The 26,138-nt window shown below is 63.8% G+C and carries 18 protein-coding genes and 1 pseudogene; 12 read left to right on the top strand and 7 right to left on the bottom strand.

From position 1 onward, the window contains the following. Positions 1-52 precede the first annotated feature (52 nt). Together JAO73_RS02335 and JAO73_RS02330 are read left to right on the top strand one after the other, a co-directional pair. Positions 53-895 (top strand): hypothetical protein, encoded by an 843-nt coding sequence (locus tag JAO73_RS02335; RefSeq protein ID WP_190926781.1) that lies wholly within the window; start codon positions 53-55, stop codon positions 893-895. Positions 896-1,014: 119 nt separating this feature from the next. Next, positions 1,015-2,328, top strand: a complete 1,314-nt coding sequence (locus JAO73_RS02330; RefSeq protein ID WP_198975548.1) for an AAA family ATPase — start codon at positions 1,015-1,017, stop codon at positions 2,326-2,328. A 72-nt stretch (positions 2,329-2,400) separates the two neighbouring features. On the opposite strand, the gene JAO73_RS02325 is transcribed toward JAO73_RS02330, so the two are convergent. Further along, entirely contained in the window at positions 2,401-2,838 is a 438-nt protein-coding gene (locus JAO73_RS02325; protein ID WP_198975547.1) for a carboxypeptidase-like regulatory domain-containing protein, read from the bottom strand. Between the two features lie 285 nt (positions 2,839-3,123). Between JAO73_RS02325 and JAO73_RS02320 the strand changes: the two genes are divergently transcribed. Further along, the gene (locus tag JAO73_RS02320; protein ID WP_198975546.1) at positions 3,124-4,164 is read left to right on the top strand and encodes a 5-methylcytosine restriction system specificity protein McrC; all 1,041 of its coding nucleotides are present in this window, start codon (positions 3,124-3,126) and stop codon (positions 4,162-4,164) included. Positions 4,165-4,296: 132 nt separating this feature from the next. Here JAO73_RS02320 and JAO73_RS02315 read toward each other — a convergent pair whose 3' ends face one another. Next, on the bottom strand, positions 4,297-4,581 hold the full coding sequence (locus JAO73_RS02315; protein ID WP_198975545.1) for a hypothetical protein: 285 nt from the start codon (positions 4,579-4,581) through the stop codon (positions 4,297-4,299). A gap of 134 nt (positions 4,582-4,715) precedes the next feature. Between JAO73_RS02315 and JAO73_RS02310 the strand changes: the two genes are divergently transcribed. The 3 genes and pseudogenes from JAO73_RS02310 to JAO73_RS23470 all read left to right on the top strand — a co-directional run. Continuing rightward, positions 4,716-5,324: an RNA polymerase sigma factor gene (locus JAO73_RS02310; RefSeq protein ID WP_198975544.1), complete on the top strand. Its 609-nt coding sequence runs from the start codon at positions 4,716-4,718 to the stop codon at positions 5,322-5,324. Positions 5,325-5,402: 78 nt separating this feature from the next. Next, entirely contained in the window at positions 5,403-6,578 is a 1,176-nt protein-coding gene (locus JAO73_RS02305) for a S1 family peptidase (RefSeq protein WP_198975543.1), read from the top strand. Between the two features lie 354 nt (positions 6,579-6,932). Further along, positions 6,933-7,187 (top strand): annotated as a pseudogene (locus tag JAO73_RS23470) (YkvA family protein); the annotation flags it as partial. 507 nt (positions 7,188-7,694) lie between these two features. On the opposite strand, the gene JAO73_RS02295 reads toward JAO73_RS23470, so the two are convergent. The 5 genes from JAO73_RS02295 to JAO73_RS02275 form a co-directional block, all read right to left on the bottom strand. After that, the gene (locus JAO73_RS02295; RefSeq protein WP_190926765.1) at positions 7,695-7,961 is read right to left on the bottom strand and encodes an acyl carrier protein; all 267 of its coding nucleotides are present in this window, start codon (positions 7,959-7,961) and stop codon (positions 7,695-7,697) included. A gap of 128 nt (positions 7,962-8,089) precedes the next feature. After that, a complete protein-coding gene (locus JAO73_RS02290; protein ID WP_198975542.1) occupies positions 8,090-11,578 on the bottom strand; it encodes an efflux RND transporter permease subunit in 3,489 nt (1,162 codons plus the stop codon). Between the two features lie 56 nt (positions 11,579-11,634). Beyond that, positions 11,635-12,777 (bottom strand): efflux RND transporter periplasmic adaptor subunit, encoded by a 1,143-nt coding sequence (locus tag JAO73_RS02285; RefSeq protein WP_198975541.1) that lies wholly within the window; start codon positions 12,775-12,777, stop codon positions 11,635-11,637. Positions 12,778-12,831: 54 nt separating this feature from the next. Then, a complete protein-coding gene (locus JAO73_RS02280; protein ID WP_198975540.1) occupies positions 12,832-14,505 on the bottom strand; it encodes a TolC family protein in 1,674 nt (557 codons plus the stop codon). A gap of 52 nt (positions 14,506-14,557) precedes the next feature. Further along, on the bottom strand, positions 14,558-15,172 hold the full coding sequence (locus tag JAO73_RS02275) for a TetR/AcrR family transcriptional regulator (protein WP_190926756.1): 615 nt from the start codon (positions 15,170-15,172) through the stop codon (positions 14,558-14,560). Positions 15,173-15,504: 332 nt separating this feature from the next. Between JAO73_RS02275 and ispF the strand changes: the two genes are divergently transcribed. From ispF to JAO73_RS02245, 6 genes are all read left to right on the top strand, one after another. Next, positions 15,505-15,984, top strand: coding sequence for a 2-C-methyl-D-erythritol 2,4-cyclodiphosphate synthase (gene ispF, locus JAO73_RS02270; protein ID WP_190926754.1), 480 nt, complete (start codon positions 15,505-15,507; stop codon positions 15,982-15,984). A 75-nt stretch (positions 15,985-16,059) separates the two neighbouring features. Further along, complete coding sequence (locus JAO73_RS02265; RefSeq protein WP_198975539.1) at positions 16,060-17,724, top strand: M28 family peptidase; 1,665 nt, start codon at positions 16,060-16,062, stop codon at positions 17,722-17,724. A 96-nt stretch (positions 17,725-17,820) separates the two neighbouring features. Beyond that, entirely contained in the window at positions 17,821-19,509 is a 1,689-nt protein-coding gene (locus JAO73_RS02260; protein ID WP_198975538.1) for a M28 family peptidase, read from the top strand. Further along, the gene (locus tag JAO73_RS02255; RefSeq protein ID WP_198975537.1) at positions 19,506-20,903 is read left to right on the top strand and encodes a LutB/LldF family L-lactate oxidation iron-sulfur protein; all 1,398 of its coding nucleotides are present in this window, start codon (positions 19,506-19,508) and stop codon (positions 20,901-20,903) included. The genes JAO73_RS02260 and JAO73_RS02255 overlap by 4 nt, the downstream gene beginning before the upstream one ends. 67 nt (positions 20,904-20,970) lie before the next feature. Next, on the top strand, positions 20,971-22,029 hold the full coding sequence (locus tag JAO73_RS02250) for a hypothetical protein (protein WP_198975536.1): 1,059 nt from the start codon (positions 20,971-20,973) through the stop codon (positions 22,027-22,029). 332 nt (positions 22,030-22,361) lie between these two features. Beyond that, positions 22,362-26,117: a beta strand repeat-containing protein gene (locus JAO73_RS02245; RefSeq protein WP_198975535.1), complete on the top strand. Its 3,756-nt coding sequence runs from the start codon at positions 22,362-22,364 to the stop codon at positions 26,115-26,117. Positions 26,118-26,138: the final 21 nt, after the last annotated feature.

Genomic DNA, 26,138 nt, shown 5'->3' with positions numbered 1-26,138 from the left:
CCCTTTCCAATCAACAATTACTACCAACTCTTTTGCTTACTTTTTTTACAACATGAAAACTCCATTCTGGCTGCTGAGCAGCACCCTCACCCTGGCCGTCCTCGCCAGCTGCGAAACGAGCAAGCCGGCAACCGACGTGAGCGCCTCGGCTGGCAGCAACACCGCAGCCACTGGCGCGCGCACCAGCGGCGAAAGCATGGAGTCGAACGGCATCCGCCTGACGCCCTTCGGCGACTCGCCCAAGTTCCCCGAAGCGCAAATGCAGCTGCGCGCGCCCATCGCCAACTCGACGGTACCCAGCGGCGAAGTGCCGTTCAACTATCAGATTACCAACTTCCAGCTCACCAAAATGAGCGGCGGCCCGCACATGGCCGAGATGGCCAACTCGATGAAGGGCCAGCACATCCACAACATCGTGGACAACGAGCCCTACACCGCCCATTACGAGACGAGCTTCAGCAAAGCCATTCCCGACGGCCAGCACGTGGTGCTCTCGTTCCTGTCGCGCTCCTACCACGAAAGCCTTAAGCACCGCGGCGCCTACGACCTGCGCGTCATCAACGTGGGCAACGGCGCGGCGCCCGCCACGCCCATCATCAACGTGAACGGCCCCAACCTGTTCTACAGCCGCCCGAAAGACACCTATTCCGGCGCCGATGCCAAGCGCATCATGCTGGACTTCTACCTCGTGAACACCACCCTGGAGCCCGGCGGCAACCGCGTGCGCGCCACCATCAACGGCACCGAGTTCATGCTCGACAAGTGGATGCCCTACATGATGGAAGGCCTGCCCGCCGGCGAAAACACCGTGAAGCTGGAGCTGGTCGACAGCAGCGGCACCCTCATCCCCGGCCCTTACAACTCCGTGACGCGCAAGTTCACGGTGGCCCCTTAAGGCGCCCCGCGGCGCTGTCGCCGTGGTTGCTTCGTAATGCTTTTCAAAAAGTCTCTTGGCTCGCCCAAGGGACTTTTTTGATTCTGGCCGTTTGTTGTTCTGGTTCTACCTTGCCCGCCATGCCCGCTGTCCCTCCCGATTCTGCTGCCGCCGCTGCGCCCTTGCTCACCCGCGAGCAGGTGCTGCGCGCCCTGCGTCAGGTGGCCCGCGAGGGCCGGCCGCTGCCGCCCGGCACCGTGTACGAGCTGGTGTACCGGGGCCGCCGCTACCCGCCGCGTGCCGTGGCCGAATTGGCCTACCGCCTGGCCACCGGCAACCCCGCCGCCCACTGGCCCCGTGCCGCTGGTGCCCCCACCAATGCCCTGCTCGAAAGCCTCGATTTTACCATCAGCACCAAGCGGCCGGTGCTCACCTCTGGCTCCGGGCCCGACGGCGAGGAAACCGCTCGTCAGCAGGCCGAGGATTTGTACACCGGCTTGCCCAAGGAAGACCCGGAGGCTCCCGTTACTGGCCGGCCGGCCTCGGCCACTCAGGCGGCAGAGCCAACGGCGCCCTACGCCCCGCCGGCCTACTCGCGTGCCGATGCGTTGGCCGAGCTATTCATTGACGCACCTTCGCTGGACGCGGCGCTGGCCGGGCTAACCCGCCGGCGCAACCTGCTGCTGCAAGGGCCGCCCGGCACCGGCAAAACTTTTCTGGCGCGGCGGCTGGCCTGGCTGCTGCTGGGCGCCCAAGACGAGCGCCGCGTGGAGTTGGTGCAGTTCCACCCCAGCTACGGCTACGAAGATTTTATGCTGGGCTTCCGCCCCGATGCCGAAGGCCGCTTTCACCTCGTGCCCGGCGTGCTGCCGCTGCTGTGCCAGCGCGCCGCGGCCGACCCCGAACGGCCGTACTTCTTGCTGATTGACGAAGTGAACCGCGGCAACGTGCCGCGCATTTTCGGCGAGCTGCTGCTGTTGCTCGAAGCTGATAAGCGCGGCCCGGCCCACGCCCTGCGCCTGCCCTACGCGCCACCCGAAATGCCGCGCTTCTTCGTGCCCGACAACCTGTACGTCATCGGCACGCTCAACTTGGCCGACCGCTCGCTGGCCCCGCTGGACTATGCGTTGCGCCGCCGTTTTGCCTTCGTGCAGCTCCAGCCGCAGTTTGGGGAGCCGTTGCGGGCCCACCTCGCGGCCCAAGGCGTGCCCGCCCCGCTCATCGAGCGCCTGTGCACGCGCATGAAGGCCCTCAACCAGACCATTGCCGACGACCCCGAGCTGGGCCCCGACTTTGAGATTGGCCACAGCTACTTCTGCCAGCCGCCCAAAAACGAACCAGCCGAAGCGTGGCTCCGGCTGGTTCTGGAACAGGAAATAGGCCCCCTGCTGGGCGACTACTGGCGCGAGCAACCCGCCATAGCCGCGGGCCAGTTGCGCAAGCTGCTGGCCTAGACGCGACCTGCGGGGCAGGCCGCTGGTCACATAGTTGGTGTCTTACTCAATAAACTTTTGTTGCACTGCACGCTAGCGCAGATGGTTTTTGGCGGGGACGGCGGTTGCAGGCCGGGCTTTGCACACGCCAATGGTAGCCCCGTTGAAGGCCGGGCTCAGCGTCACGGCGGCATCGGCGTAGCCGGCGTAGGTGACGGTGGCCTGCATGGGCCCGGCGTGGGCCGGCACGTTGAAGGTGAATTCGCCGGCGGCGTTGGTGACGGTCATTTGGCTGGTTCCGGTGAGCACCACCACGGCCCCAGGCAGGGCGCGGGCGCCGTCCATAATTTTGCCAATCAACGTCACCGTGGCAGCCGGCGCAGCCGTAGTCGCCGCAGAAGCCACAGTTCGCGCCTTAACGGGCGCCGGGGCCAGCTTGCTGCTATCGGGTGCCAGTTCTCGTGCCTGCACGGCCGGTGCCGACAAAGCGAGGAAGAAGAAAGCGGCGAGGGACGAGAGCAACAGGCGCATGGTAACGGGGCGTTTATTTGAACAATACAAAGGTACCGTGGCACCGAGGCCAGCCTTTTTAGCTTCGTTCAATCCGGGCATTCGGGCGACAAACACCTTGGTTTGCCCAGCCACCGAATCGCAACAGCCCACCAGCGTTGCGATGCTGCTCAGCTTACACAGACCAGGCTGCTATAGGTAAACAGGCTGCTCCTGATTGGCGGGCGCGTCAGGCGTAGTATTGGTCCACCTTTGTGCGGTGCTTCTCGTAAGCCGCCCATTCCGCTTGTTGCGCTGCTACCGCCTGTGATACCGCTGCCCACCCTCTACTACTTCCTGTGCTATGCCTGGAACCGCCTGCCCGAGCCAGCCGTGCTGCAGGCCACCGAGGCGGCGGCGTTTCAGCGGCCCTGGGGGCTCCTGGCCCAGGTGTTGCTGCACGGCACCCGCCGCCTGCTCAAGCAAGGGATTCCCCCCACCTTCGAAGCTCACCACGCCGAGCTGACCAGCCTGCGCGGCCGCATCGAGCTGGCGCCCAGCCTGGGCCGGGGGCTGCTGGCCCGGGGCCGCGCCCTTTGCACGTTCGACGAGTTGGAGGCTTCGTCGCCGCTGCTGCGGCTGCTGGCGCAAACGCTGGTCCAGCTGGTCACCGCCTCGGACCTGCCGCTGGCCCTGCGCCGCGAGCTAAGCCACCTCCGGCAACGCTTACCGGCCCTGCCCACCACCCTGCCCGAACCCGCGCCCACCGCGGCTACTTTCCGTGAATTGCGCCGGCAGCGCCCCGATGGCCAGCAGGCGTTTCTGCTGCACGTGTGCGAGCTGGTGTGGCTCACGGCCCTGCCCCAACCCAGCGCCGGCGGCCGCAGCCGCTTCGCCGATTTCCGGCGCGACGAGGCGTTGATGGCGCGCGTGTTTGAGCAATTCACGCGCAACTTCTTCCGGCGCGAGCAGCGTCGCTACCGCGTCTTCGCCGAAACCATTGCCTGGCAAGCCGAAGCCGCCCAGCCCGACGACCTGGCCCTGCTGCCCACCATGCTCACGGATACCACGCTCGACGCGCCCGACCGCAAAATCATCCTCGATACCAAGTACTACGCCGCGGCCCTGCGCCCGCGCTACGACCGGCAGCGCCTCATTGCGCCGCACCTCTACCAGCTCTACGCCTACCTGCAAAACCAGCAGCCGGCTCCCGGCCAAACGCTGGAAGGCATTCTGCTGTACCCGGCCGCTGCCCAGGCCGTGGACGTGCGCTACACCCTGGGCGGGCACCCCGTGCGGGTGGTCACCCTCAACCTGCACCAGCCCTGGCCCGGCATTGCCGCCGATTTGCTGCGGCTGGTTGAGTAAACGGCCGACCGCTGGCTGGTTGCCGGGAAGGCACATTGAGCAGCAGCTAGGCACAAAAAAACGGCCCAAACTTGCGTCTGGGCCGTTTTATGACTAGAGAAGATTGGGGGCTGGCTGTTGGCCAGCGGCCAATTACTTCTTCTCTTCGGTGGTCGTGGTGGTGGTGGTAGCGCCGGCAGCGGGAGCAGCAGCAGCGTCGGTGCCAGCAGCGGGAGCAGCAGCATCCGTGGTGGCGGGAGCCGTAGCGTCAGCAGCGGGAGCTACTGCGGTGGTGTCGGTGGTGGTAGTGGTGGTCGAGGTCTCGGTGCCAGCGGCAGGAGTCTCAACGGTGGTCGACTCGGTCGACTTCGACTCGCAAGAGGTCAGACCAGCGGTGAGGGCGAGGCCCAGAGCAGCAACTTTAAACAGGTTGTTCATTTTAGGGTAATTTTGAAAGTGGGTTAACTTAAAAACGCCCTTTATCCCGCCTTCCTGAAAAGGTAACCCGGGCCAGAAAAATATTTTTTCGTCGGGTTACTTGCTGCCCGCAGCCGTATTAACAACCAAAGTGAATGAGCAGGGGCAATCCAACTTCCTCTTCTTTGACTCCTACTGACGACGCGCTCATTGCCGCCATTCGCTCCGGCGATGAGCGGGCGCTGGCCCACCTCTACCGGCTGCACTGGCCCATGGTGTCGCACTTCGTGCTGCAAAACAGCGGCTCCGAAGACGATGCCCAGGACGTGTACCAGGAAGGCGTGATGGTGTTTTATGAAAAAGTACGCGACGGCTCTCTGGAGCTCAGCTGCCAGATTAAAACCTACCTCTACGCCGTGTGCCGCCGCCTGTGGCTGAAACGCCTCACGAGCAAAAGCCGCTTCGGCGTGCGCCTGCTCGACGACGAGGAGCACGGCCCCTACCTCAACACGGGGGCCGAAGAAGATGTGCTGGCCGCCGAGGAACAGGACCGCCGCTTCAATACCATGAGCGAGGCCCTGAACCACCTGGGGGAGCCCTGTCGTTCGCTCTTGGAAGGCTTCTACCTGCTCGACAAATCGATGCAGGACCTGACGGCAGAATTCGGCTACACCAACGCCGATAATGCTAAAAACCAGAAGTATAAATGCCTCGTGCGCCTCAAGAAATTATTCTTTGCCCATTATAAAGAAGAGCCGATTTAACTACCACTAGCTGCGCGCAAACGGCGTGCAGAAATTCAATTTGCTTACCGCTGCCGCTCCCACCGGCAGGCTTACCCCATGATGACTGAAGCAGACTATTACGCCTTATTTGAAGCCTACGCCGACGGCGAGCTGGCCGGGCCCGCCCGCGCCAACCTCGAAGCGCGCATGGCGGCCGACCCGGATTTTGCCCTCCGCTACGCCGACTTCACCGAGCTGACCGGCACGCTGCGGGCCTACCGCCAGCGCCAGCAAGCGCGGGAGCAACTGCGCGGCATTCACGCCGCCATGCTGGCCGCCGAAGCGCCCGAAGCCGCCCCGGCCGCCGAGCAACCCGCCAAGCTGACGCCCACCGTGAACCCGATGCTGCGCATTTCGCGCACCGAGCGCAAGCTGCGCGAGTTTTGGAGCGGGCACCGCGCCACGGTGGGCGTGGCCGCCTCGGTGGCCGTGATGGCCGTGTTTGCCACGCTGCTGGGCTTGGACATCTGGCGCAACTCGCACCTGCCCACGCCGAGCGGCTATCAGGCACTGCGCCGCGAAGTCGAGCGCATCAAGAAGAGCCAGAAGGACCTGAAACTGACCTTGAACACGCAATTGGGCAAAGAAACTGCACCCGTCGTGGCCAGCAAGTTTAGCGGCACGGGCTTCGCCCTGACGTCGGAAGGTTACCTGGTGACCAGCTTTCACGTAATTCAGGGCGCTGATTCTGTGCTAATTGAAGGCCGTAATCATCAGCGCTACCGCGCCGAGCCGGTGTATTCGGACGTGAAGCACGACCTGGCCATCCTGCGTATCACCGACAAAAAGTTTACGGGCTTTGGCCGGCTGCCCTACGCGGTGAAGTCGGGCCAGGCCGACCTCGGCGAACGGGTGTTCACGCTGGGCTACCCACGCGAGGATGTGGTGTACGGCGAAGGCTCGCTGAGCGCCCGCTCGGGTTTCGAGGGCGACACGGCCTTCTACCAGGTGAGCATCCCGGTGAACCCCGGCAACTCGGGCGGCCCGCTGCTGGACGAGCGCGGCAACCTGATTGGCGTGGTGAGCGGCCGCCAAAACGACGCCCAGAGCGCCGCCTTCGCCACCAAGTCGTCGTACTTGGTGCGGCTGGTCGATTCGCTGGCCGCCACGGCCAAGGCCACGGCACCTTACCACCTGCCCCGCTACGGGCAGTTGGCCGGCTCGGGCCGTCCGCAGCAGTTGAAAAAGCTGCAGGACTACGTGTTTGTGGTGAAGGTATACGAGAAGGACTAACACCGTCCGCCAACACCGCCTGACCACAACTTACAACGGCCCTGTTTCTTACGAGAAGCAGGGCCGCCTTCTTGTTGCAGACTTTGATTTAATTATTTATATTTATTGATATAAACCTGAGACCTTTGGCAGCCCGGCTCCACCGCTGGGCTTGTTTTCGATAACCTTGAGTGGGCAAATGCAGTATTCAGGCCAGGATAAACGGCGTTTGTCCATTCTCCTTTGTCTTTCTTAACTCCGCACTCCGTGGCTCAAAATCAACAAACCCCGCCTACCGGTAATGACGTGGCCGGCTCGGCCGTTTTCAAGAAATTTCTCAGCACCGCCGAGGGCTACATCAAACAGCCCACGCGCATGAAAAAGCTGCTAACGGACGCGTACCAGAAAGCCAGCCAAAAGAACGAAGTAGGCACGTTGGCCCACGAAGCTTGGGAAACGCTCCAAACCATGTTCCGGCTCATCAAAGCGTCGATTTCGGGTGAGTACACGGGCGTGCCCGGCACCACCGTGGCGGCGGCCGTGGCCGTGCTTATCTATTTCCTGAGCCCCATTGACCTGATTCCGGACTTCATTCCGGTGCTGGGCCTGCTCGACGACGTGGCCCTGGTGGCTTGGTTCTCGACCACGCTCAAGCACGAGATGGACAAATTTCACGAATGGGAGCTGACGCGGCCGGCGCTGGCTGCCGCCGGCGGCAACAGCGACAAAACCGCTGCCGAAGAAAAAGCCAATGCCATGGGCTCGCCCTATGCCGCCACCGCCACGGACCGCGCCCAGCCCGCTGCCGAGTCGGCCAAGCAGCACGGCACGCACTCCGAGCACTCCCCCACTTCGCCCCGCCGCGAGTCCAACACCGATTCCGGCCTGGGCTCGCCCGAGAGCAGCAGCCCGCGCCCCGTGCACGAGGCCGGCGACGACGCCCAGCCCACCGGCCCCACCAGCGGTGCCACGGTGCGCACCTGGGAAGGCAGCCGCAACGCCACCGATGCCGGCGCTCTCGACAGCGGCGGCAACGTGCGTTAGTCCCACAAGCCTATAAAAAAAGGCCCCGGAACCATGGTTCCGGGGCCTTTTTAGTTCATAGCAACTATAGCAAGAATATCTGGCGGACCACCACTACGCAGCGGCGGCGTGCTCGCGCACGTAGCGCACAAAGTCGCCCACGGTGAAGAGGGGCACCTCGTCGGGGATGGTGATGCTGAAGTTGCGCTCCAGTTCCAAGATGATGTCGACGACGTCGACGGTGTCGAAGCGCAGGTCGCGGGCGAGGCTCGCGGTTTTGCGCACGCGGCTGGCCCGAATGGCTTTGCGCTTGCTGATGATGCGGAATACCTGCTGCTCGATGGTGGCGGTATGGGCGGGGCTAGTGGTGGATACGTACATAATAGTTGCGAAAAAAACGGTGAGGCGGGGGCGACTAGCGCGGCGGCGCGAGGTGCCCGTCGGGGTGGGATGGAGTGGTTAGTGCTGCAACAAAAACCTACCGACGGGCACCGACAACGCAGAAATGGTTAGGCTAGTACAGGCGGCCGGGCCGCCTGTACTTCTTCAGAGTCCACCTCTTCGGAATTGGTTGCAAGCTGGTCGGGATTTTTTCCGGAAATTTTTCCTTTGAGCGTTTCGCTCAGCAGATACATCACCGGCACCACCAGCAGCGTGATGCCCGTGGCGAACACCAGACCGAAAATGATGGTCCAGGCCAGCGGGCCCCAGAACGTCACCGACTCGCCGCCGATGAAGAAGTGCGGGTTGCCCGAAGCGAACAGCTCGTAGAAGTCGATGTTCAGGCCGATGGCCAGCGGGATGAGGCCCAGCGTGGCGGCCGTGGCCGTCAGAATCACGGGGTTGAGGCGGGTGCGGCCGGCAAGCACGATGGCCTCGCGCAGCGGCATGCCCTGCGAGCGCAGGATGTCGGTGAATTCAACCAGCAGAATGCCGTTTTTCACCACGATGCCGGCCAGGGCGATGATGCCCACGCCCGTCATCACAATGCTGACGTTCATGCCGGTGATGGCCAGGCCCCAGAACACGCCGGCAATCGAGAACAGCACTTCGGAGAGGATGATGACCGGCTTGCTGAACGAGTTGAACTGCGTGACGAGGATGAGGAAGATGAGGGCCAGAGCACCCAGGCCGGCCATGGGCAGGAAGTCGGTGGTTTCCTTCTGGTCTTCTTCGGCGCCTCCCATCTTCACGTTGTAGCCGGCGGGCACAGGGAAGGACTTGAGGGCTTGCTTCACCTGGGCGGCCACGTCGGGGCCGGTGAAGCCGTTGAGCACGTTCGAGCTGATGGTGATGATGCGCTTGGTGTCTTTGCGCTTGATGCCGCCGTAAGTGCTGCCGTAGCTCACGTCGGCAATGGCCGAGATGGGCACTTGGCGCACCTGGCCGGTGGCGTCGCGGAACGTAAGCGGGGCGTTCACCACGGCGTCCACGTCGTTGCGGTAGGGCTTGGCGTAGCGCACCTGGATGGGGTACTCGTCGTCAGCGGTTTTGAATTTGCTGGCTTCCGAGCCGTAGATGGCGGTGCGGACTTCCAGGCCAATCTGGCCGGTGCTGATGCCTTCGCGGTTGGCGCGGGTGCGGTCGATGTTGACGGCAATTTCGGGGTTGCGGTCTTCGAGGTTGGAGCGCAGGTCTTCGATGCCGCCGATGCGCAGCGAGTCGACGTAGCGCTCCACTTTCTTGGAGAGCTTGGCCAAGGCCGGGTAGTCGTCGCCGCTCACCTCGATGGCGATGGGCTTCTGCTGGGGCGGGCCGCTGGCTTCCTGGTCCACCGACACTTCGGCGCCGGGGATGCCTTTTACCACCTCACGGATTTTGTCCATGTAGGTGCTGGTGGCGGGGCCTTTGCGGTCGCTCAGCTCCTTGAAGGCCACGCCCACCTTGCCCATGTGCGACTGCGACACGCCCGAAGCCGTGGCCTCGCTGGGGTCGCCGGCGCCGATGGCCACGTTGGTAATGACCGATTCCACGTCGGGGTTCTGGCGGCCGATGACGCCGTAGATGCGGTTTTCCAGTATCTGCGTCACCGAGTCGGTCACTTCCACGCGGGTGCCCACGGGCATGCGCAGGTAAGTGTAGATGAACTTGGGGTCGCCTTTGGGAAAGAAGTCTACCTTGGGGCCGCGGATGCCCACGGCCACAAACGAGCCGATGAACAGCACCAGCACGCCCACCATCACGAGGGCCGGGTGGCTAATGGCCCAACGCACCAGGTCGGCGTAGCCGTTCTGGAAGCGCGGCAAGGCGCGGGTCTGGAACCAGGCAATCATTTTCACCAGCACGAAGCGGTCGAGGGCAATGAAGGCGGCCAGGGCCAGGCACAGGTTGCCGAGGAAATGGCCCAGCAGGCCGGTGGCTTCCCCGTCGGGACCAACCTCGGGCGTTTTGCCCATGGCCGTGAGGTTGAACAAGATGCCCAGGCCCACCAGCACGGCCATGGTGATGAGGAAACCGCGGGTGGCTTTGGGCTTGCTGTGCAAGTCTTCTTCAAAATGCTCTTCGCGGCTCATAAAGCTCACGGCGAACACCGGGTTCATGATGAAGGCCACCACCAGCGACGACATCAGCGTGATAATCAGCGTGACGGGCAGGTAGTACATGAACGAGCCCACGATGCCGGGCCAGAACATGAGCGGCACAAACGGCGCCACCGTCGTCAGCGTGCCGGCCAATACGGGCACGAATACTTCGCCAGCGGCGAATTTGGCCGCTTTCTTGGTGCTCAGGTCGGGGTGCTCGTGCAGCAGGCGGTGGGTATTTTCAATCACCACAATGGCATCATCGACCACGATGCCCAGCGCCAGCAGGAAGGCAAAGAGCACAATCATGTTCAGCGAGAAATCGAAGCCTGGGATGATGAGAAAGGCCAGGAACATCGAAATCGGCACGGACAAGCCCACGAACATGGCGTTGGTGGTGCCCATGAAGAACATGAGGATGAACGTCACCAGCAGGAAGCCGATGATGATGGTGTTGATGAGGTCGTGCAGCGTCACGCGGGTGTCGTTCGACGTGTCGCCGGTGATGGTAATTTTCAGCTCCTTGGGCAGGGTCTTCTCGGTTTCCTTCACCAGCGCCTTGATTTTGTCGGAGGCGTCAATCAGGTTTTCGCCCTGGCGCTTCACCACGTTCAGGGTGATGGCGGGCTTGCCGTCGAGGCGGGCGTAGCTTTCGCGGTCCTTGAAGCCGTCTACCACGGTGGCGATGTCGCCGAGGCGCACGGCCGCGCCGTTGAGGTTTTTCACCTGGATGTCGGCAATGTCTTCGGCCCGCACGTACTGGCCGGCCACGCGCACGGCGCGCTTCTGCTGGCCCACATCAATGGAGCCGCCCGACACGGTGAGGTTTTCGCCCCCAATGGCGCGGGTGATGTCCGAGAAGCCCAGGCGGGAGGCGCGCAGCTTGTTCAGGTCCACGTCCACGTTCACCTGCTGGTCGAGGGCGCCGATGATATCGACGCGGGTGATTTCGGGCAGGGCCTCAATCTTGTCCTGGAAGTCGTCGGCGTACTTTTTGAGCTGGGCGGCGGGCAGGTTGCCGCTCAGGTTGACGTACATAATGGGCTGCTCCGAGATGTTGATTTCCTTCACCGTCGGGGCCGTGGGCAGGTCGTTGGGCAGCTCGGTAGCGGCCTTGTCCACGGCGTCCTTGATGAGCTGCTTGGCGTACTGCACGTCCACGCCGGAGTTGAACTCCACGTCCACGATGCAATAGTCCTGGTTCGAGGTGGAGTTGATTTTCTTTACCCCGTTCACGCTCTTAATCTCCTTTTCGAGCTGGCGGGTCACCAGGTTCTCGATGTCGGCCGGCGAGGTGCCGGGGTACACCGTGGCCACGATGATGCGCGGAATCACGATGTCGGGGAATTTCTCCTTGCCCAGCTTGATGTAGGCAAAAATCCCCGCCACGCACAGCAGCACCGTGATGATGTAGATGCTGGTTTTGTTGTTGATGGACCAACTGGTCGGCCCAAACTCTTTTTCTAAATCTTGCATAGCTTTTCTAGGGTGCTAGGTAAAAGCGGGAGGAAAAGCCGCCGGGAAAGGCAGCGTTAGGCTTTGGCGACGCTCACCGCCTGGCCCTCGTTCAAATTCTGGTAGCCGGCCGAAATCACCTGGTCGCCGTTTTGCAGGCCGCTGGTCACTTCAATCTTGCCGTTGTAAGCATTGCCCGTCTGGATGATGCGCTTCTTGGCCACGGCCTTGCCGCCCTCCTGGCCCACCACGTACACGTAGCTGTTCTGCTCGTCCTTTTGCACCAAGTCCACGGGGATGACGGTGGCGTTCTGGCGGTCGTAGTTCTGAATGCGCACCGTGGCCACCATGTTGGGGCGCAGGTCGGCGGCTTTGCTGCCCTTCAGGCGCAGTTCCACGGTGAAGGTGCGGCTGGTGGCGTTGATGCCGCGGCTCACCACGCGCACCGTGGCGGGGATTTCCTCGCCGCCCAGGTCCGGAATGGTCACCACGGCGTTGTCGCCGGCCTTGATGCTGTTGCCGTAGGCTTCCGACACATCGGCCAGGATTTTACCGCCCGAGCCGCTGGTCAGGCGCACCACCGGCGAGCCGGGGGCGGCGATTTCGCCCAGCTTGGGCAGCACCTCATCCACCGTGCCCGAGAAGGGCGCCACTACATTATACAAGGAGCGCTGCTGGTTGAGCGTGGCCAGGTTGCGCTGCAAGGCCTCGTAGTTGTTCTTGGCTTGCAGGTACTGAATTTCGGTGCCAATCTGCTGCTTCCAGAGGCCAGCCTGCTTCTCGTACACGGTACGGGCCAGGTCCAGGCGGGTGCGCAGCTCGGCGATGTTGGCGTCGAGAATACTCGCGTCGATGGTGGCCAGCACCTGGCCCTTGCCCACCCGGTCGCCGCGCTGCACGCGAATGCTGGTGAGGGAGCCGGCGGCGCGGGCGCCCACGGTGGCGTTCTGGTCAAAATCGACGCGGCCCTGCACTTCGAGGTAGCTCTTGAAGCTCTCGGGCTGCACACTCAGCACCGACACGGGCGTGATGTTGGCGGCTGCGGCGTCGGCACCGGCGCCGGTTTTGGCTTCCAGCTCGGCAATTTTGGCTTGGTTGGCGGCCTGCTCCTTTTTCAGCTTGGCCAGTTCGGCCTTGGGGTCTTTGGAGCCGCCGCAGGAGGCCAGCAGCAGCGAGCCAGCCAGGAAGAGAACAGCGGGTTGGGTTGAGTTGAAACGCATGGGGAAACGGGTATTTCGGGGGTAATGAATGGGGGTAGTGGGCCGGGCCCAGCGTTATTTTTTCACTTGGTTGTACAGCTCGCCGGTGGCCTTGTCGCGGTCTACTTTGGCCACCAATACATCGTACACGGCGCCGTAGTAGTTCGTTTGGGCCGAGCGCAGGTCGGTTTCGGCCGTAATCACCTCTAGGTTGGAGCCCACGCCGGCGTTGAACTTGATGCGCGTCACGCGGGCCACGTCGGTGGCCAGGTCGAGGTTGGCCTTCTGGTTATCCAGCACGTCCAGGGCGTTCACCAGCGTGGTGCGGCTCTGGGCGTCTTGCAAGTCAATGCTCTGCTTCAGCGTTTCAAACCCTTTTTCAATGGTTTGCTGCTGGATGCGGCTCTGCTGCACCAAGTACTTGCGGCGGAACCCGTCGAACACCGGCACCTGCAGGGTCAGGCCCACGTTGCCGAAACCAAACCAGTTCTGGTTCGGAAAGCCGTTGCTGGCCCGCGAGTCGGGCCCGCGGAAGGCAAACAGGTCGCCCATGGTTTTGGCCGAGCCGGTGAAGCCGTAGGCCCCGGTCAGGAGCAGGCGCGGGTAGGCGCCGGCCTGGCGGTTGCGCAGGTCGAGGCCCGCAAGGGCTTGCTGGGTTTCCAGCGTCGAAAACTCGATGCGGTTGTTGTAGTTCAGGGCGCCCAGCGCGGCCGGGGCCAGGCCGCCTGCCAGGGCCGTTTGCTGGTCGAGGCGGCTTTGGGTGGCGGGGTCGGTGCCCGTCACGGGCGCGGGAGCCGCGGGCACGTTGCCTTCGCCGGCGCCGCCCGTGTTCAGGCTGGCCACGCCGAGGCGCTGGCGCAGGGCCCCGGCATCCACCACGGCCGCGCCGAGCGAGTCGGTGAGCTGGATGTTTTGCTGCTGCGGCAGGCCCATCTGAAACTTCAGCAAGGCCACGCTCAGCTCGGTGAGGCGCTGGGCTTTCTGCTGCTCCACCACCAAGTTGTTGCGCTGCACCCGCAGGCGGTCCACGTCGAGCTTTTCAGCGAAGCCGGCCTTAAACGTTTGGGTGGTTTGGTAGAGCACCGTGTCGAGGCGCTGCACGTTGCGGGCCAGCAGGGCCAGGCGCGAGCGGGCCACCAGCGTGCTGTAGTAGGCTTTGCTCACCTGCTCCACCACGTCGATTTCGGCCTGCTGGGTTTGCTTCTTGGCCAATTCGGTATACACCTTAGCCGCCTTCAACCCAATCAGATACGAGCCGTCAAACAACAGCTGCGAAACCGAAGCGCTGGCGTTGCCGGCGTATTGCAGGCCGAAGGCAAAGGCTTGCGGCGGCACCGGCTCGGAGGGCAGCGTGATGGGCTTGATGTTCACCGTCTGGCCGGCTTGCGCGGCCGCGATGTCGGCGGCCGTGAGCGGCGTGGCCGACGAGCCGCCCCCCAGCGCGCCGAAATCGACCAGCGACTTTTGCAGCTTGAGGTTGTCGGTGGCGGTGGCGCCCACGTTCACCTGCGGCAGGCCGGCGCTCTTGATTTCGCCCACCCGCGCGGCGGCCGTAGCTTCGCCCAGGCGGGTGGCCAGCAGCGTGGGCTTGTTCTGGATGGCATAGCTCACGGCCTGCTGCAGGCTCAGGGGCATGGTGCCGGCCGTGGGGGCGGTCACCAGCGCGGTGTTGGGCTTGGTTTGGGCAAGCAGCCCTTGCGGCGCGGCCGCGCTCAGCGCCGCCAGCAGCAGGAGTCTGGGTTGAAACATCTTCATAACAGCAAAAAGGGAAACGGGGGATGCGGGGAAAGGGCGCCGGCGGCTATTCGTTTTCGGTCACCTGCCGGTAGGCGTTGATGAGTTTGTGGCCCTTGAGGGTGGCCACGCCCAGCAGGAAATGCTCGTCGAACACGCGGTTGACGCGCATCGGGCTGAATTGCGCCGGCGGGTACAGCGCGGGGTCGAAGGCCAACTCAATCTGGGCCAGGTTGAGCCGGGCCAGCACGTCCACGTCGAGGTCGGGGCGGAACAGGCCTTCGGCCATGCCCCGGCGCAGGTTCCGGGTAATCTGCTCCAGGATAAACGTGTTTTTGTGCTGCCCAAACAGCTCCCAGGCCGTGGGGTGGTACTTCTTCAGGTCGTTGAAAATGCTGGGGTGCACGTTGCTGAACTGTTCGTCGGCCCACCGGGAGATGGTCAGCATCTCCTCGATGGCGTTGGCGGCGGGGCCGGCCACGGCGGTGCATTCGCCCTGCACCTGGTTCAGGTGCCGGTTCATGGTCGCCATCACAATCTGGTCCTTGTTTTCGAACCACTTGTACAGGGTCTTTTTCGACATGGCCATGTCGGCGGCGATGTCGTCCATGCTCACGCTTTTGATGCCGTTACGCATGAAAAGCGCCTGCGCGTGATTGAGGATTCGGTCTTTGATTTCCATAACTACGCCGCAAAGGTACACCGGAAACTTTTATTGTGCCCAAAGTTTCCGACTGTTTTTTTTGCGGCTCAGCCATGGCCAGCAAGGCTTTTCGCTCGGTGATGGACGGATGAGCGGACGATTTATTTTGGCCATGAGCGAAAATTTTCGTGGAACCCTCACGCACTCGACTAAACACAGTAGCAATGCAAAGCTAATAAATTTAGCTTAATAGCATCGCATCATCCGATTATTTTTTTGTTAACCCGGGCCGTGGGCCGGCGTGGCTCGGGCAGCGGCCGGCCGGTACTTTTGCGCCGGCCCCGCTGGGCCCGCCACCTTTCCCCACCCTTATGAAAATTCGCACCGGCTTCGGCTACGACGTTCACCAACTGCAGGAGGGCCTGCCCTTCTGGCTCGGCGGCATTCAGGTGCCGCACACCCACGGCGCCCTGGGCCATTCCGACGCCGACGTGCTCATCCACGTCATCTGCGACGCGCTGCTGGGCGCTGCCAACCTGCGCGACATCGGCTTTCACTTCCCCGACACCGACCCGCAGTACAAAGGCATCGACTCGAAGCGCCTGCTGAGCGAGGTGATGCGCCTGCTGCGCTCGAAAGGCTACGAGGTGGGCAACATCGACTCCACCATTTGCCTGGAGCGGCCCAAGGTGAACCCGCACATCGCCGAGATGCAGCGCGTGCTGGCGGCCGTGATGGGCATTGCCGAGGATGATATCTCCATCAAAGCAACCACCACCGAAAAACTGGGTTTTGTGGGTCGGCAGGAAGGCGTGGCGGCCTACGCCACCGTCCTCATCACGCGCAGCTAAGCCGCCCGGCCCGTCTGCGTGGAGACGCGCCTCTGCCCAATCCATTCAACGCTACTCCCACCATTTTCCTTTCTGATGACGAATAAAAAGTTGCTGATTGCCCTGCTGGCCCTGGCCAGCGCCACTTCTGTGCAGGCGCAGAAGGTAAAAATCAAGACAAAGCCGGGCAAAAACGCCCCCACGGCCGCACCGGCCACGCAGCCCGTGGCCCCCGCCGCGGAAGAATGGAGCGTGAAATATGCCGACTTGGTGAACGCCGAGCGCCTGCGCGCCCACCTCTCGGTGCTGGCCTCGGACGAGTACGAAGGCCGCGAAACCGGCACCAAGGGCCAGCACATGGCCGCGGCCTACGTGGCTACGCAATTCAAAAACGCCGGCCTGACCGGCCCCGTGGCCGCCAGCAACGACCCTTACCAGCAGCACTTCAACGTGGAGCAGGTGACCTGGGCCGACGGCGCCACCCTGAAAGTGGGCAAAACCAGCTACAAGTGGCTGACCGATTTCTACGGCATGGGCGACTCGCCCTTTGCCACCGAAACCACGGTGAAGCCCGTGTTTGTGGGCTACGGCATCGAGCAGCCCGGCTACTCCGACTACGCCGGCGTGGACGTGGCGGGCAAGGACGTGCTCATTCTGCTGGGCGAGCCCACCGGCGACGGCGGCAAAGCCCTGCTGAGCGCCGACGGCGCCCCCACTAAATGGGGCAACGACTACCGCGCCAAGGCCCAGCTGGCCGCCCAGAAAGGCGCCCGCACGGCGTTTTTCGTGAGCTTCAACCCCAACGACAACTTTGCCAAGCAGGTCGCTCGCCTGGCACCCTACATCTCCCGCCCGTCGACGGTGATGCCCAGCACGGAAAAGTCGAGCCGCGTGCCGTCGTTCTTCATTTCGCCGGCCGTGGGCCTGGCCGCCCTCGGCGCCAAGGATGCCGCCGTGCAAGCTTACCTGGCCAAAATCAATAGCACGAAGCAGCCGGTAAAATCGGCCTTCAAGCTCGTACCGATGCAGATTAAGGCCGAGCGCAAGCGCACGCCGGTGGAAACGGAAAACGTGCTCGGCTTCATTGAGGGCACCGACAAGAAGGAGGACATCATCGTGATTTCGGCGCACCACGACCACCTGGGCATTCAGGATGGCAAGGTGTTCAACGGCGCCGACGACGACGGCTCGGGCACGTCGGGCATCGTGACCATTGCCGAGGCCTTCGCCAAGGCCAAGGCCGAAGGCCACGGCCCGCGCCGCAGCCTGCTGTTCCTGAGCGTAACGGGCGAAGAAAAGGGGCTGTTTGGCTCGGAATACTACTCGAAGCACCCCATTTTCCCGCTGGCCCAGACGGAGGCCGACCTGAACGTGGACATGATAGGCCGCACCGACGTGGAGCACGAAGGCAAGCCGGACTACGTGTACGTCATCGGCTCCGACAAGCTGGCCTCGGAGCTGAAGGTGATTCAGGAGGAGCAGAACAAGAAGTACACCCAGCTCGACCTGGACTACCGCTTCGACGACCCCGCCGACCCGAACCGCTTCTACTACCGCTCCGACCACTACAACTTCGCCGTGAACAAGGTCCCGGTGGCCTTCTTTTTCAACGGCGTGCACGCCGACTACCACAAGGAAACCGACGAAATCAGTAAAATTGAGTTTCCGAAAATGGAGAAGCGCGCCAAGCTAGTGTTCCACCTGGCCTGGGAACTGGCCAACCGCGACGGCCGCATCGTCGTGGACTCGAACAAGCCGTAATTCGGTTTCTGAACCACTGACTGTAGAACGTCCTGCTTCGACTGTACGCAGTTGGAGCAGGACGTTCTGCTACTTTTAGGGCGCGTGTTCCCCCGTATGAAACAACTGCTACTGTGCGGCCTTGTGGCCCTGATTTCCTGCTTGCCCGCCACCGCGCAGCAGGCGCCCGCCAAGATTAAAATCAAAACCAAAGGCGGAGCCCCTCCCCCGCCGGCCGCGCCCGCCGCCCCGGACTGGGCCCGCACCTACGCCGCCACCATCCGGCCCGAGGAGCTGCGCGAAAACCTGACGGTGGTGGCGTCGGACGCCTTTCAGGGGCGCGAGGCGGGGCAGCCCGGGCAGAAAATGGCCGCCGAGTTTCTGGTGAAGCAATTTGCCGCGCTGGGCTTGCAAGGTCCCGTGCAGGGCGGAGACAGCCCGTATCTGCAGCACTTCCCGCTGCTGCGCGGCACACCGGCCCCGGGCGGCTACGTGCAGGTGGGCGGCCAGCGCTACGAGTGGCTGAACGATTTTTTCAGCTACGGGCCCATGCCTTCGCCGTTCCTGGCGCCCACGGTGGGGCAGCCGGTGTTTGTGGGGTTTGGAGTGGAGCAGGGCACTTACAACGACTACGCCGGCCTCGACGTGCAGGGCAAGGACGTGGTGGCCCTGATGGGCGAGCCGCAGGACGACCGGGGCCGCAAGCTGCTGAAGCCGCGCGGCCGCGCGGCCGATTACTGGGACTCGGGCCTGCGCAAGGCGGCGCTGGCCAAGGCCCACGGGGCGCGCAGCATTTTTCTGGTCACGTTTGCGCCCTCGGCTGCGTTTCGGAAGGAAGGCCAGCAATATGGTTCGGCGTTGCGCGAACCCGCGTTTTCGCTGCCCGACCCGGGGCCGGCCATCATCGACACGGTGAGCGAGAGCATTCCGCCGGGCATTGGCGTGTTCCTGACCTCGCAGGAGCTGGGCCTGCGGCTGGCCGGCACCACCATGCCCGAGGTGCTGGGCTACGTGCGGGCCCTGGGCCAGGCCGGCGGGCCGGTGCGGGCCGCTTTCCAGCCGCCAACGGCCACGTTTTATCTGCCGCAGGCCCAGCAGCAGCTCACCACCGAGAACGTGCTGGGCTTTCTGGAAGGCACGGATAAAAAGGAAGAAGTGCTGGTGATTTCGGCCCACTACGACCACCTGGGGGTGAAGCACGACACCATTTACAACGGCGCCGACGACGACGGCTCGGGCACGGTGGCGGTGCTGCAGCTGGCCAAAGCCTTCGCCCAGGCCCAGCGCGAAGGCCACGGGCCGCGGCGCAGCATTCTGTTTGTGGCGATGACGGCCGAGGAAGAAGGACTTTTTGGCTCCGAATACTACACGGCGCACCCGGTGCTGCCGCTGGCCCAGACCATTGCCGATTTGAACATCGACATGGTGGGCCGCTCCGACCGCAAGCACGGCCCGAAACGGCATTTTGTGTGCGTGGTGGGGTCCGACAAGCTGTCGTCGGACCTGCACCGCATCAACGAAGCGGCCAACCGCGACTACACGCACCTGGAGCTGGACTACCGCTTCAACGTGCCCAACGAGCCGGAGCACATCTACTACCGCTCCGACCACTACAATTTTGCGCGGCGCGGCATCCCGGTCATTTTTTACACCACCGGCGAGCACGCCGACTACCACAAGGCCACCGACGACGTGGACAAAATTGAATTCGATAAATTAGCCGAGCGCGCCCAGCTGGTGTTCTACACGGCCTGGGAGCTGGCGAACCGCGAGCAGCGCATTGTGGTTGATTCCAACAAGCCATGACCAACGCCACCAACGCCAAAGCCGACCAGTTCCAGCTCGACGCCGAGGCCAAAGCCTTCGACCGCGAGCACCGCCGCAAAATCCGCTTCAACATCGGCAAATACGACGCGGCCGTGAGCGCCGGCCTCAAGCTTTACGACCAGCACGAGCTGGCCCGCGACCGCGGCGCCTACCTCAAAGCGACAGTGCTGGAGAAGCTGGACGAGTACCTGCTGCAGTTCGAAGCCGCCTTCACGGCCCGCGGCGGCCGCGTGATTTGGGCGCGCGACGCGGCCGAAGCCCTGGCCGAAATCGGCAAGCTGACGGCGGCGCGCCACACCCAAACGGTGGTGAAAGCCAAGAGCATGACCACCGAGGAAATCCACCTGAACAAGTACCTGGCCAGCCGGGGCATTGAGTCGGTAGAGACGGACCTCGGCGAGTACATCGTGCAGCTCAACGGCGAGCGGCCCTACCACATTGTGACGCCGGCCATGCACCTGAGCAAGGCCGACATCGCCGACATTTTCGTGAAGCACCTGGGCATCGCCCACACCGACGACGCCCAGCAGCTGGTGCTTACGGCCCGGCACCTGCTGCGCCACAAGTACACCAGCGCCGAAGTGGGCGTGACCGGCGGCAACTTCCTCATTGCCAAAGAGGGCGCCATTGCCGTAACCGAGAACGAAGGCAATGCCCGCCTGTCGGCCACTTTTCCGAAGCTGCACATTGCGGTGGTGGGCATCGAAAAGGTCATTCCGCAGCTCACGGATTTGGACTTGTTCTGGCCCTTGCTCAGCACCAGCGGCACCGGGCAGCAGGTGACGGTGTATAACACGGTGTACTTTGGCCCGCGCCAGCCCGATGAGGTGGACGGACCCGAGGAAATGGTGGTCATCCTGCTCGACAACGGCCGCACCAACCTGCTGGCCCAGCCCGACAAGCGCGCCGCCCTGCGCTGCATTCGCTGCGGCGCCTGCCTCAACGTGTGCCCCGTGTACAAAAACATCGGCGGCCACACCTACGAAACCACGTATTCCGGGCCCATCGGCTCGGTCATCAGCCCGCACCTGAGCGGCCTGCCCGAGCACAAGCACCTGAGCTACGCCAGCAGCCTGTGCGGCGCCTGCACCACGGTGTGCCCGGTGCGCATCCCGCTGCACAACTTGCTCTTGCTCAACCGCAAACAGAGCGTGGAAGAAGGCTACGCGCCTACTGAAGAGAAGCTGGCCATCGGCCTCTGGAAGTGGAGCATGCAGCACCGCTGGGCGCTGGATGTGCTGCCGGCCAAAATAAAGGACTGGAGCCTGGGCCGCCTGCTGGGCCAGGTGGGCTGGAGCAAGCGCCGGGCGGCGCTGGCCATTGCGCCGCAGTCGTTCCGGGAGCTGATGAAGGCGCGCCAGGCCCCGCGCTAGCGCCAGCCAAACCGTTGGTTGTTCAGCGGTTTGCCGCGGTTGTGCGTATCAGGCTTTTTCGCTGTGCATGCATCCGTATCTGTTCCTGGCTTTGCGCGTCATCACCGGCCTGGGCGGCGCGATGCTCGTCATCACCACCTTATCGGCGGCCATCCGCTCGTTTGTGCTGCCCCGCAACGAGGTGGTGCGGCTGAACGTGTGGGTGTTCATGGGCGTGCGGGTGCTATTTGACCTGGCCGCCCGGTTTGCCAACTCTTATGAGCGGCGCGACCGCATCATGGCGCACTATGCGCCGGTGGCGCTGGTGGCCCTGCCGGTGGCGTGGGAGGCCCTGGTGAGCGTGGGCTACACCGGCCTGTATTGGGCCGTGGGCGAGGGCACTTGGCTGCACTGCTACCAGCTGAGCGGCAGCTCTTTACTCACCCTGGGCACAATTGATGACTGCAGCGTCGGGGGCGGCATCCTCACCTATTCGGAGGCCACGCTGGGGCTGCTGCTGCTCACGCTGCTGCTTTCCTACCTGCCCACCATCTACCAAGCGTTTTCCCGGCGCGAGGTGACGGTGGCGCTGCTGGAGCTGCGGGCCGGCACGCCGCCCACCGCCGCCTGCCTGCTAGGCTGGCTCAACCACGACGGCTCGGTGCAAAACGACGACGCGCAGTGGGTCGCCTGGGAGCAATGGTTTGTTGAGATTGAGGAAAGCCACACCTCGCTGCCCATTTTGTCGTTTTTTCGCTCGCCGCAACCGGGCCGCTCCTGGGTGATGGCCGGCGGGCTGATTCTGGACGCCGCCGCCCTGCTCTTTGCCGCCGTCGACGGCCAACGGCCCCGGCAGGCCGAGCTTACGTTCAAAGCCGGCTGCCTGGCCATGAACCGCGTGTACCGCTTTTTCGACGCCAAAGCCGGGGCCGAGCCCAGCGCCCTGCTGCCCGATGACGGCGGCGAAACGCCCGGCCGCGCCGTGTTCAACGAGGCCTGCGAAGAGCTGGCCACCCACGGCCTGCAGCTTTGCCACGACCGGGACGCGGCCTGGAAACACTACCGCGAACTGCGCAGCCGCTACGCCCCGGCCGTGGATTTCCTGACGCGCCTCACCATGGCGCCCACCCGGCAGGGGAAGGCTTAGCCCACTCGGCCGGCTTCGCCAACATTTTTTGCAGCCCTTGGCCGGCTAAGTAGCGCTGTCAGGCAAGGGAAACGCAACTGCCGCGGAGCAGCGCGACCCACCGAAAAGGGCTGGCCACGGCCCGGCAGGCCGTGCGTTGCGGCCAAGAATGCTTTGCGGCCACAACGAGCCAAGCCCGCGAGCGTGGGCAAAGGTTTGCACACGCTGTTGCATTACAGGCCTCAATGTAAGACCTTTGGACTTTGCCTAGCCTTGCCTGCTGCAAAAACCAGATTACAAGCTCCTTTCAGGCAGCTTGGCCACTCCTTTTTTTCCCACCCACTCCTTACGGCATGCTACATTCTTTACTCTCCCTCTCGCGGACAGTTGTGCGGCGCATTGCGCAACGAATGCCCGTGCTGGCCTGGGCCGTGCTGGCCGGGGCCACCGGCAGCCAAACCGCATGGGCGCAGCAAACAGGTATTTTCCAGACCACCGTGCGCATCGACGGCTTTGACCGCGCCGGCAACCTCAACGCGGGCAACACCACGCCCTACGAAGGCGCCACGCTGGGCGCGGGCGGCTACTCCCCCGGCAACGCGTCGCTCGTTCTCGATGGGGCGGAGGTTCGCACTTTTAAAAACAACGGCGGCAACGTGACCGCCGCCACGCTGTTTTACCGCGTGTATTTGCTGGGCAGCACCACCCGCGGCAGCGCCAGCCCGGCGTACACCGCCGTGAACCTGCCGTTTGGCGCTAACCTGGGCTCGTGCGACAACAACGGCTGCGACCAGCGCTGGACCCTCACCGGGGCCAACATCAACCTGACGGCGGGCCTCACCACGCGCGGCACCTACGTGGTGGAAGTGTACTGGCGGGCCTCCACGAACCTGGGCGACCGGTTCGACAGCAACGGCGGCAGCAACTTCGTGGCCACGTTCGGCTTTGCCGGCAGCCCGCTCTGCGGCACCTACACGCTGAACAACAGCTTGGCGGCCAGCGCCGACAACTTCACCTCGTTTGCCACGGCGTTCAATTCCTTGAACACGGCCGGCGTGAGCTGCGCCACCACGTTCAACGTGCGCGACAACCTCACCTACCCCGAAAGCAACGTGCAGCTGAACGCCGTGGCCGGCGCGGGCGCCACCGCCCGCGTCACGTTTCAGCGCGACAACTCGACGGCCAGCGGCGCCAACGTGCGCCCCGTGGTGAAGCCGGCCGCTAACGCGGGCGGCGGCGCCCAGGATGCCATCATCAAGCTCAGCGGGGCCGACTTCATCACCTTCGACGGCATCGACGTGAGCGACGCCAATAGCACGGCCGGCACCAACACCCAAAAAATGGAGTACGGCTACGCCTTGTTTCGGCCCTCGGCCACCGACGGCTGCCAAAACAACGTCATCCGCAACTGCGCCGTGACGCTGAACAAGACCAACAGCGGCACCATCGGCATCTACAGTGCCAACGCCAACATCAGCGGCGTGGCCCAAGTGACCAGCGACGTGGCGGGCGCCAACTCGGGCAATGAATTTGATGGCAACACCATCACCAATGCCTGTTTGGGCATCTCGCTCCTGGGCCGGGCTACGGCCGGGGCTTTTCCGGACCTGAACAACAAAGTGGGCTCGACGCTGGGCAATGCCTTATCTGACATCAGCGGCACCACCACGGCAACCGTGTTCGGCATCAAGGCCGATTACCAGAGCGGCTTGCGCATTGAAAACAACGTCATCAGCATTCCCAACGGCAACAGCTCGGCCCCCATCCGGGGCATTGCCACGGGCTTCACATCGTCCGCGGGCATGCTGGGCACGTTGCTGATATCCGGCAATACCGTGTCCATCACTTCGGCCTCGACGGGCAGCGTCGTCGGCATTTTGCAGAATGCGGGCGGCGCCGTTGGCAACGTCAGCATCACCAACAACCGCGTGCAAAACTCCGTGCTGACCGGTGCTACGGGCGCCGTCAGCTGGCTTGTGGACGCCAGCTCCAACGGCACCACCCCGCAAACGGTGACCATCACCGGCAACTTCATTACCGGCAACAGCTCGGTCACCACCGATGAGGTGAACCACATTTTGCGCAGTGGCGTCAACTCCGCGGCCACCACCATTTCGGCAAACCAGGTTGCGAACAACGTCAGCGGCGACGCGAGTGCGGTCAACTACATTGCGGACCGCACCAACAACACGGCAACGACGGTCGTCATCAGCGGCAACCAGGTGTCGAACAACAGCGCGGCTTCGTTTGGCAACGTTATCGGCATCAGTCGGGCAAGCGTTGGGGCAACCGCCGCCTCTGCGTCCACGTCCATTTCGTCGAACCAGGTCGCCAACAACACCAAAAGCGGCAACGGGGCATTTTATGGCATTTACGTGGCCAATGCGGCCGCCGGCGCTACGCCCATTACGCTGAGCAGCAACACCGTGAGCGGCAACCAAGCCACCGGCGCCATCGGCCGGCTGGTGGGCGCGGCGGTGAACACCGGCACCCTCACGTTCAGCTCCAATACCATCATAAACAACGCCGTTCCCAACGCCACCGGCACCGGCTCCTCCGGCTCCCTGGTGGCCGGCTACAGCCAGGAGGCCAGCGGCGCGGTACCGTCCGAAACGCTGACTGACAACGTGATTACGGGCCTGAGCATCGGGGGCACCGGCACGACGGCGGAACACAACGTGTGGGGCATCTACATTGGCGGCGGCTCGGCGGGCACGGCGCAAAGCATCCTGCGCAACGTGGTGGGCGGCCTCAGCATCGGGGGCAGCGGGAGTGGCAACGTGGTGGGCATCTACCTGTCGGCCGTGAACACCACCTCCGGCAGCAGCAGCGTTGCCCGCAACAAACTTTACGACCTGAGCGCGACGGGCGCGGCCGGCAAGGTCACCGGCATCTACCAGCTTTTTGGGGGCACCGTCACGTATGCCAACAACCTGCTCGGCGACTTCCGCACCCCGGCCGGCGCCGGCCGAAGCGCCGTCACCGGCCTGAATCTGACGGGCGGCGCGGCCGCCAACGTGTACTTCACCACCGTGTACCTGAATGCCAGCAGCACCGGGCCCAACTTCGGCACGTCGGGCATCGTGCTGGGCGCCACCGCGCCGCTCGTGAACCTGCGCAACAACGTGGTGGCCAACCTCTCGACTCCGAACGGCACCTTCGTGACCGCCGCCCTGCGCCGCGACGACGTGAACGCCACCAACAGCAACTTTGCCAGCACCACCAACAACAACCTGTACTGGGCCGGCACGCCGTCGCCCACCAGCGTGCTGTTCACCGACGGCACCGTGACGGCCCAGGACCTGCCGGCCTACAAGCTGCTGCTGGCCCCCAAAGAGGCCGACTCTTTCACCGAGAACCCGCCCTTTGTCAGCACCGATGGCACGACGGCCAACTTCTTGCACATCAAGCTCAACTACGGCACCCAGATTGAAAGCGGCGGCCAGCCCATTGCCGGCTTCACCGATGACTTCGACGGCGACGCCCGCAACGCCACCAAGCCCGACTTGGGCGCCGACGAGGGCGCTTTCCGCTTGGGGCCGCCCCTGCCCGTGGAACTTAGCGCCTTCGAAGCCCGCCGCCAAGGCGATGACGCGACCCTGGCTTGGGCCACGGCCAGCGAAAAAAACAACCGCGGCTTTGAGGTGCAAGTGAGCACCAACGGCCACACGTTTCGTCCGCTGGCTTTCGTGGCCGGGGCGGGCAGCAGCACGGCCCCCCGCCGCTACGATTACCTCGACCGCGAAGCCGGCAAAGCCGGCCGGCGCTACTACCGCCTGCGCCAGCTCGACTTCGACGGCGCCGCCAGCTTCTCGCCGGTGCGGACGCTCGATTTTGGCTCGGTTGCTTCCCTGGACGCGCTGCAAGCCGCGCCTCAGCCCTTCAACAACGAACTTTTCCTGACCGTGCACTCGCTTCAGGCCGAGGCTGGGGTGTTGTTCACCCTCACCGATGCCACCGGGCGCCGGGCGCTGACGCAGCGACTGGACGTGCCGGCTGGCACCAGCCAACTCCCCCTGCGCGACCTGAGCGCCGTGCCGGTGGGCCTGTACCTGCTCCAGACAACGCTGGCCGGGCAACCGCTGCGCCTAAAAGTCATCAAGCGCTAGCACGGTTCTGCACGTTGAGTG

Origin of the sequence: Hymenobacter miniatus, assembly GCF_016427455.1 — a bacterium.
Classification (GTDB): Bacteria; Bacteroidota; Bacteroidia; order Cytophagales; family Hymenobacteraceae; genus Hymenobacter; species Hymenobacter armeniacus.
Note: the sequence above shows the minus strand (reverse complement) of the source record. Positions and strands in the feature narration are given on the sequence as shown.

Excerpts from the sequence above, each read along its gene's own strand:
- JAO73_RS02335 (WP_190926781.1), top strand. The coding sequence starts at position 53 with ATGAAAACTCCATTCTGGCTGCTGAGCAGCACCCTCACCCTGGCCGTC.
- JAO73_RS02330 (WP_198975548.1), top strand. The coding sequence starts at position 1,015 with ATGCCCGCTGTCCCTCCCGATTCTGCTGCCGCCGCTGCGCCCTTGCTC.
- JAO73_RS02325 (WP_198975547.1), bottom strand. The coding sequence starts at position 2,838 with ATGCGCCTGTTGCTCTCGTCCCTCGCCGCTTTCTTCTTCCTCGCTTTG.
- JAO73_RS02315 (WP_198975545.1), bottom strand. The coding sequence starts at position 4,581 with ATGAACAACCTGTTTAAAGTTGCTGCTCTGGGCCTCGCCCTCACCGCT.
- JAO73_RS02310 (WP_198975544.1), top strand. The coding sequence starts at position 4,716 with ATGAGCAGGGGCAATCCAACTTCCTCTTCTTTGACTCCTACTGACGAC.
- JAO73_RS02305 (WP_198975543.1), top strand. The coding sequence starts at position 5,403 with ATGATGACTGAAGCAGACTATTACGCCTTATTTGAAGCCTACGCCGAC.
- JAO73_RS02295 (WP_190926765.1), bottom strand. The coding sequence starts at position 7,961 with ATGTACGTATCCACCACTAGCCCCGCCCATACCGCCACCATCGAGCAG.
- JAO73_RS02290 (WP_198975542.1), bottom strand. The coding sequence starts at position 11,578 with ATGCAAGATTTAGAAAAAGAGTTTGGGCCGACCAGTTGGTCCATCAAC.
- JAO73_RS02285 (WP_198975541.1), bottom strand. The coding sequence starts at position 12,777 with ATGCGTTTCAACTCAACCCAACCCGCTGTTCTCTTCCTGGCTGGCTCG.
- JAO73_RS02280 (WP_198975540.1), bottom strand. The coding sequence starts at position 14,505 with ATGTTTCAACCCAGACTCCTGCTGCTGGCGGCGCTGAGCGCGGCCGCG.
- JAO73_RS02275 (WP_190926756.1), bottom strand. The coding sequence starts at position 15,172 with ATGGAAATCAAAGACCGAATCCTCAATCACGCGCAGGCGCTTTTCATG.
- ispF (WP_190926754.1), top strand. The coding sequence starts at position 15,505 with ATGAAAATTCGCACCGGCTTCGGCTACGACGTTCACCAACTGCAGGAG.
- JAO73_RS02265 (WP_198975539.1), top strand. The coding sequence starts at position 16,060 with ATGACGAATAAAAAGTTGCTGATTGCCCTGCTGGCCCTGGCCAGCGCC.
- JAO73_RS02260 (WP_198975538.1), top strand. The coding sequence starts at position 17,821 with ATGAAACAACTGCTACTGTGCGGCCTTGTGGCCCTGATTTCCTGCTTG.
- JAO73_RS02255 (WP_198975537.1), top strand. The coding sequence starts at position 19,506 with ATGACCAACGCCACCAACGCCAAAGCCGACCAGTTCCAGCTCGACGCC.
- JAO73_RS02250 (WP_198975536.1), top strand. The coding sequence starts at position 20,971 with ATGCATCCGTATCTGTTCCTGGCTTTGCGCGTCATCACCGGCCTGGGC.
- JAO73_RS02245 (WP_198975535.1), top strand. The coding sequence starts at position 22,362 with ATGCTACATTCTTTACTCTCCCTCTCGCGGACAGTTGTGCGGCGCATT.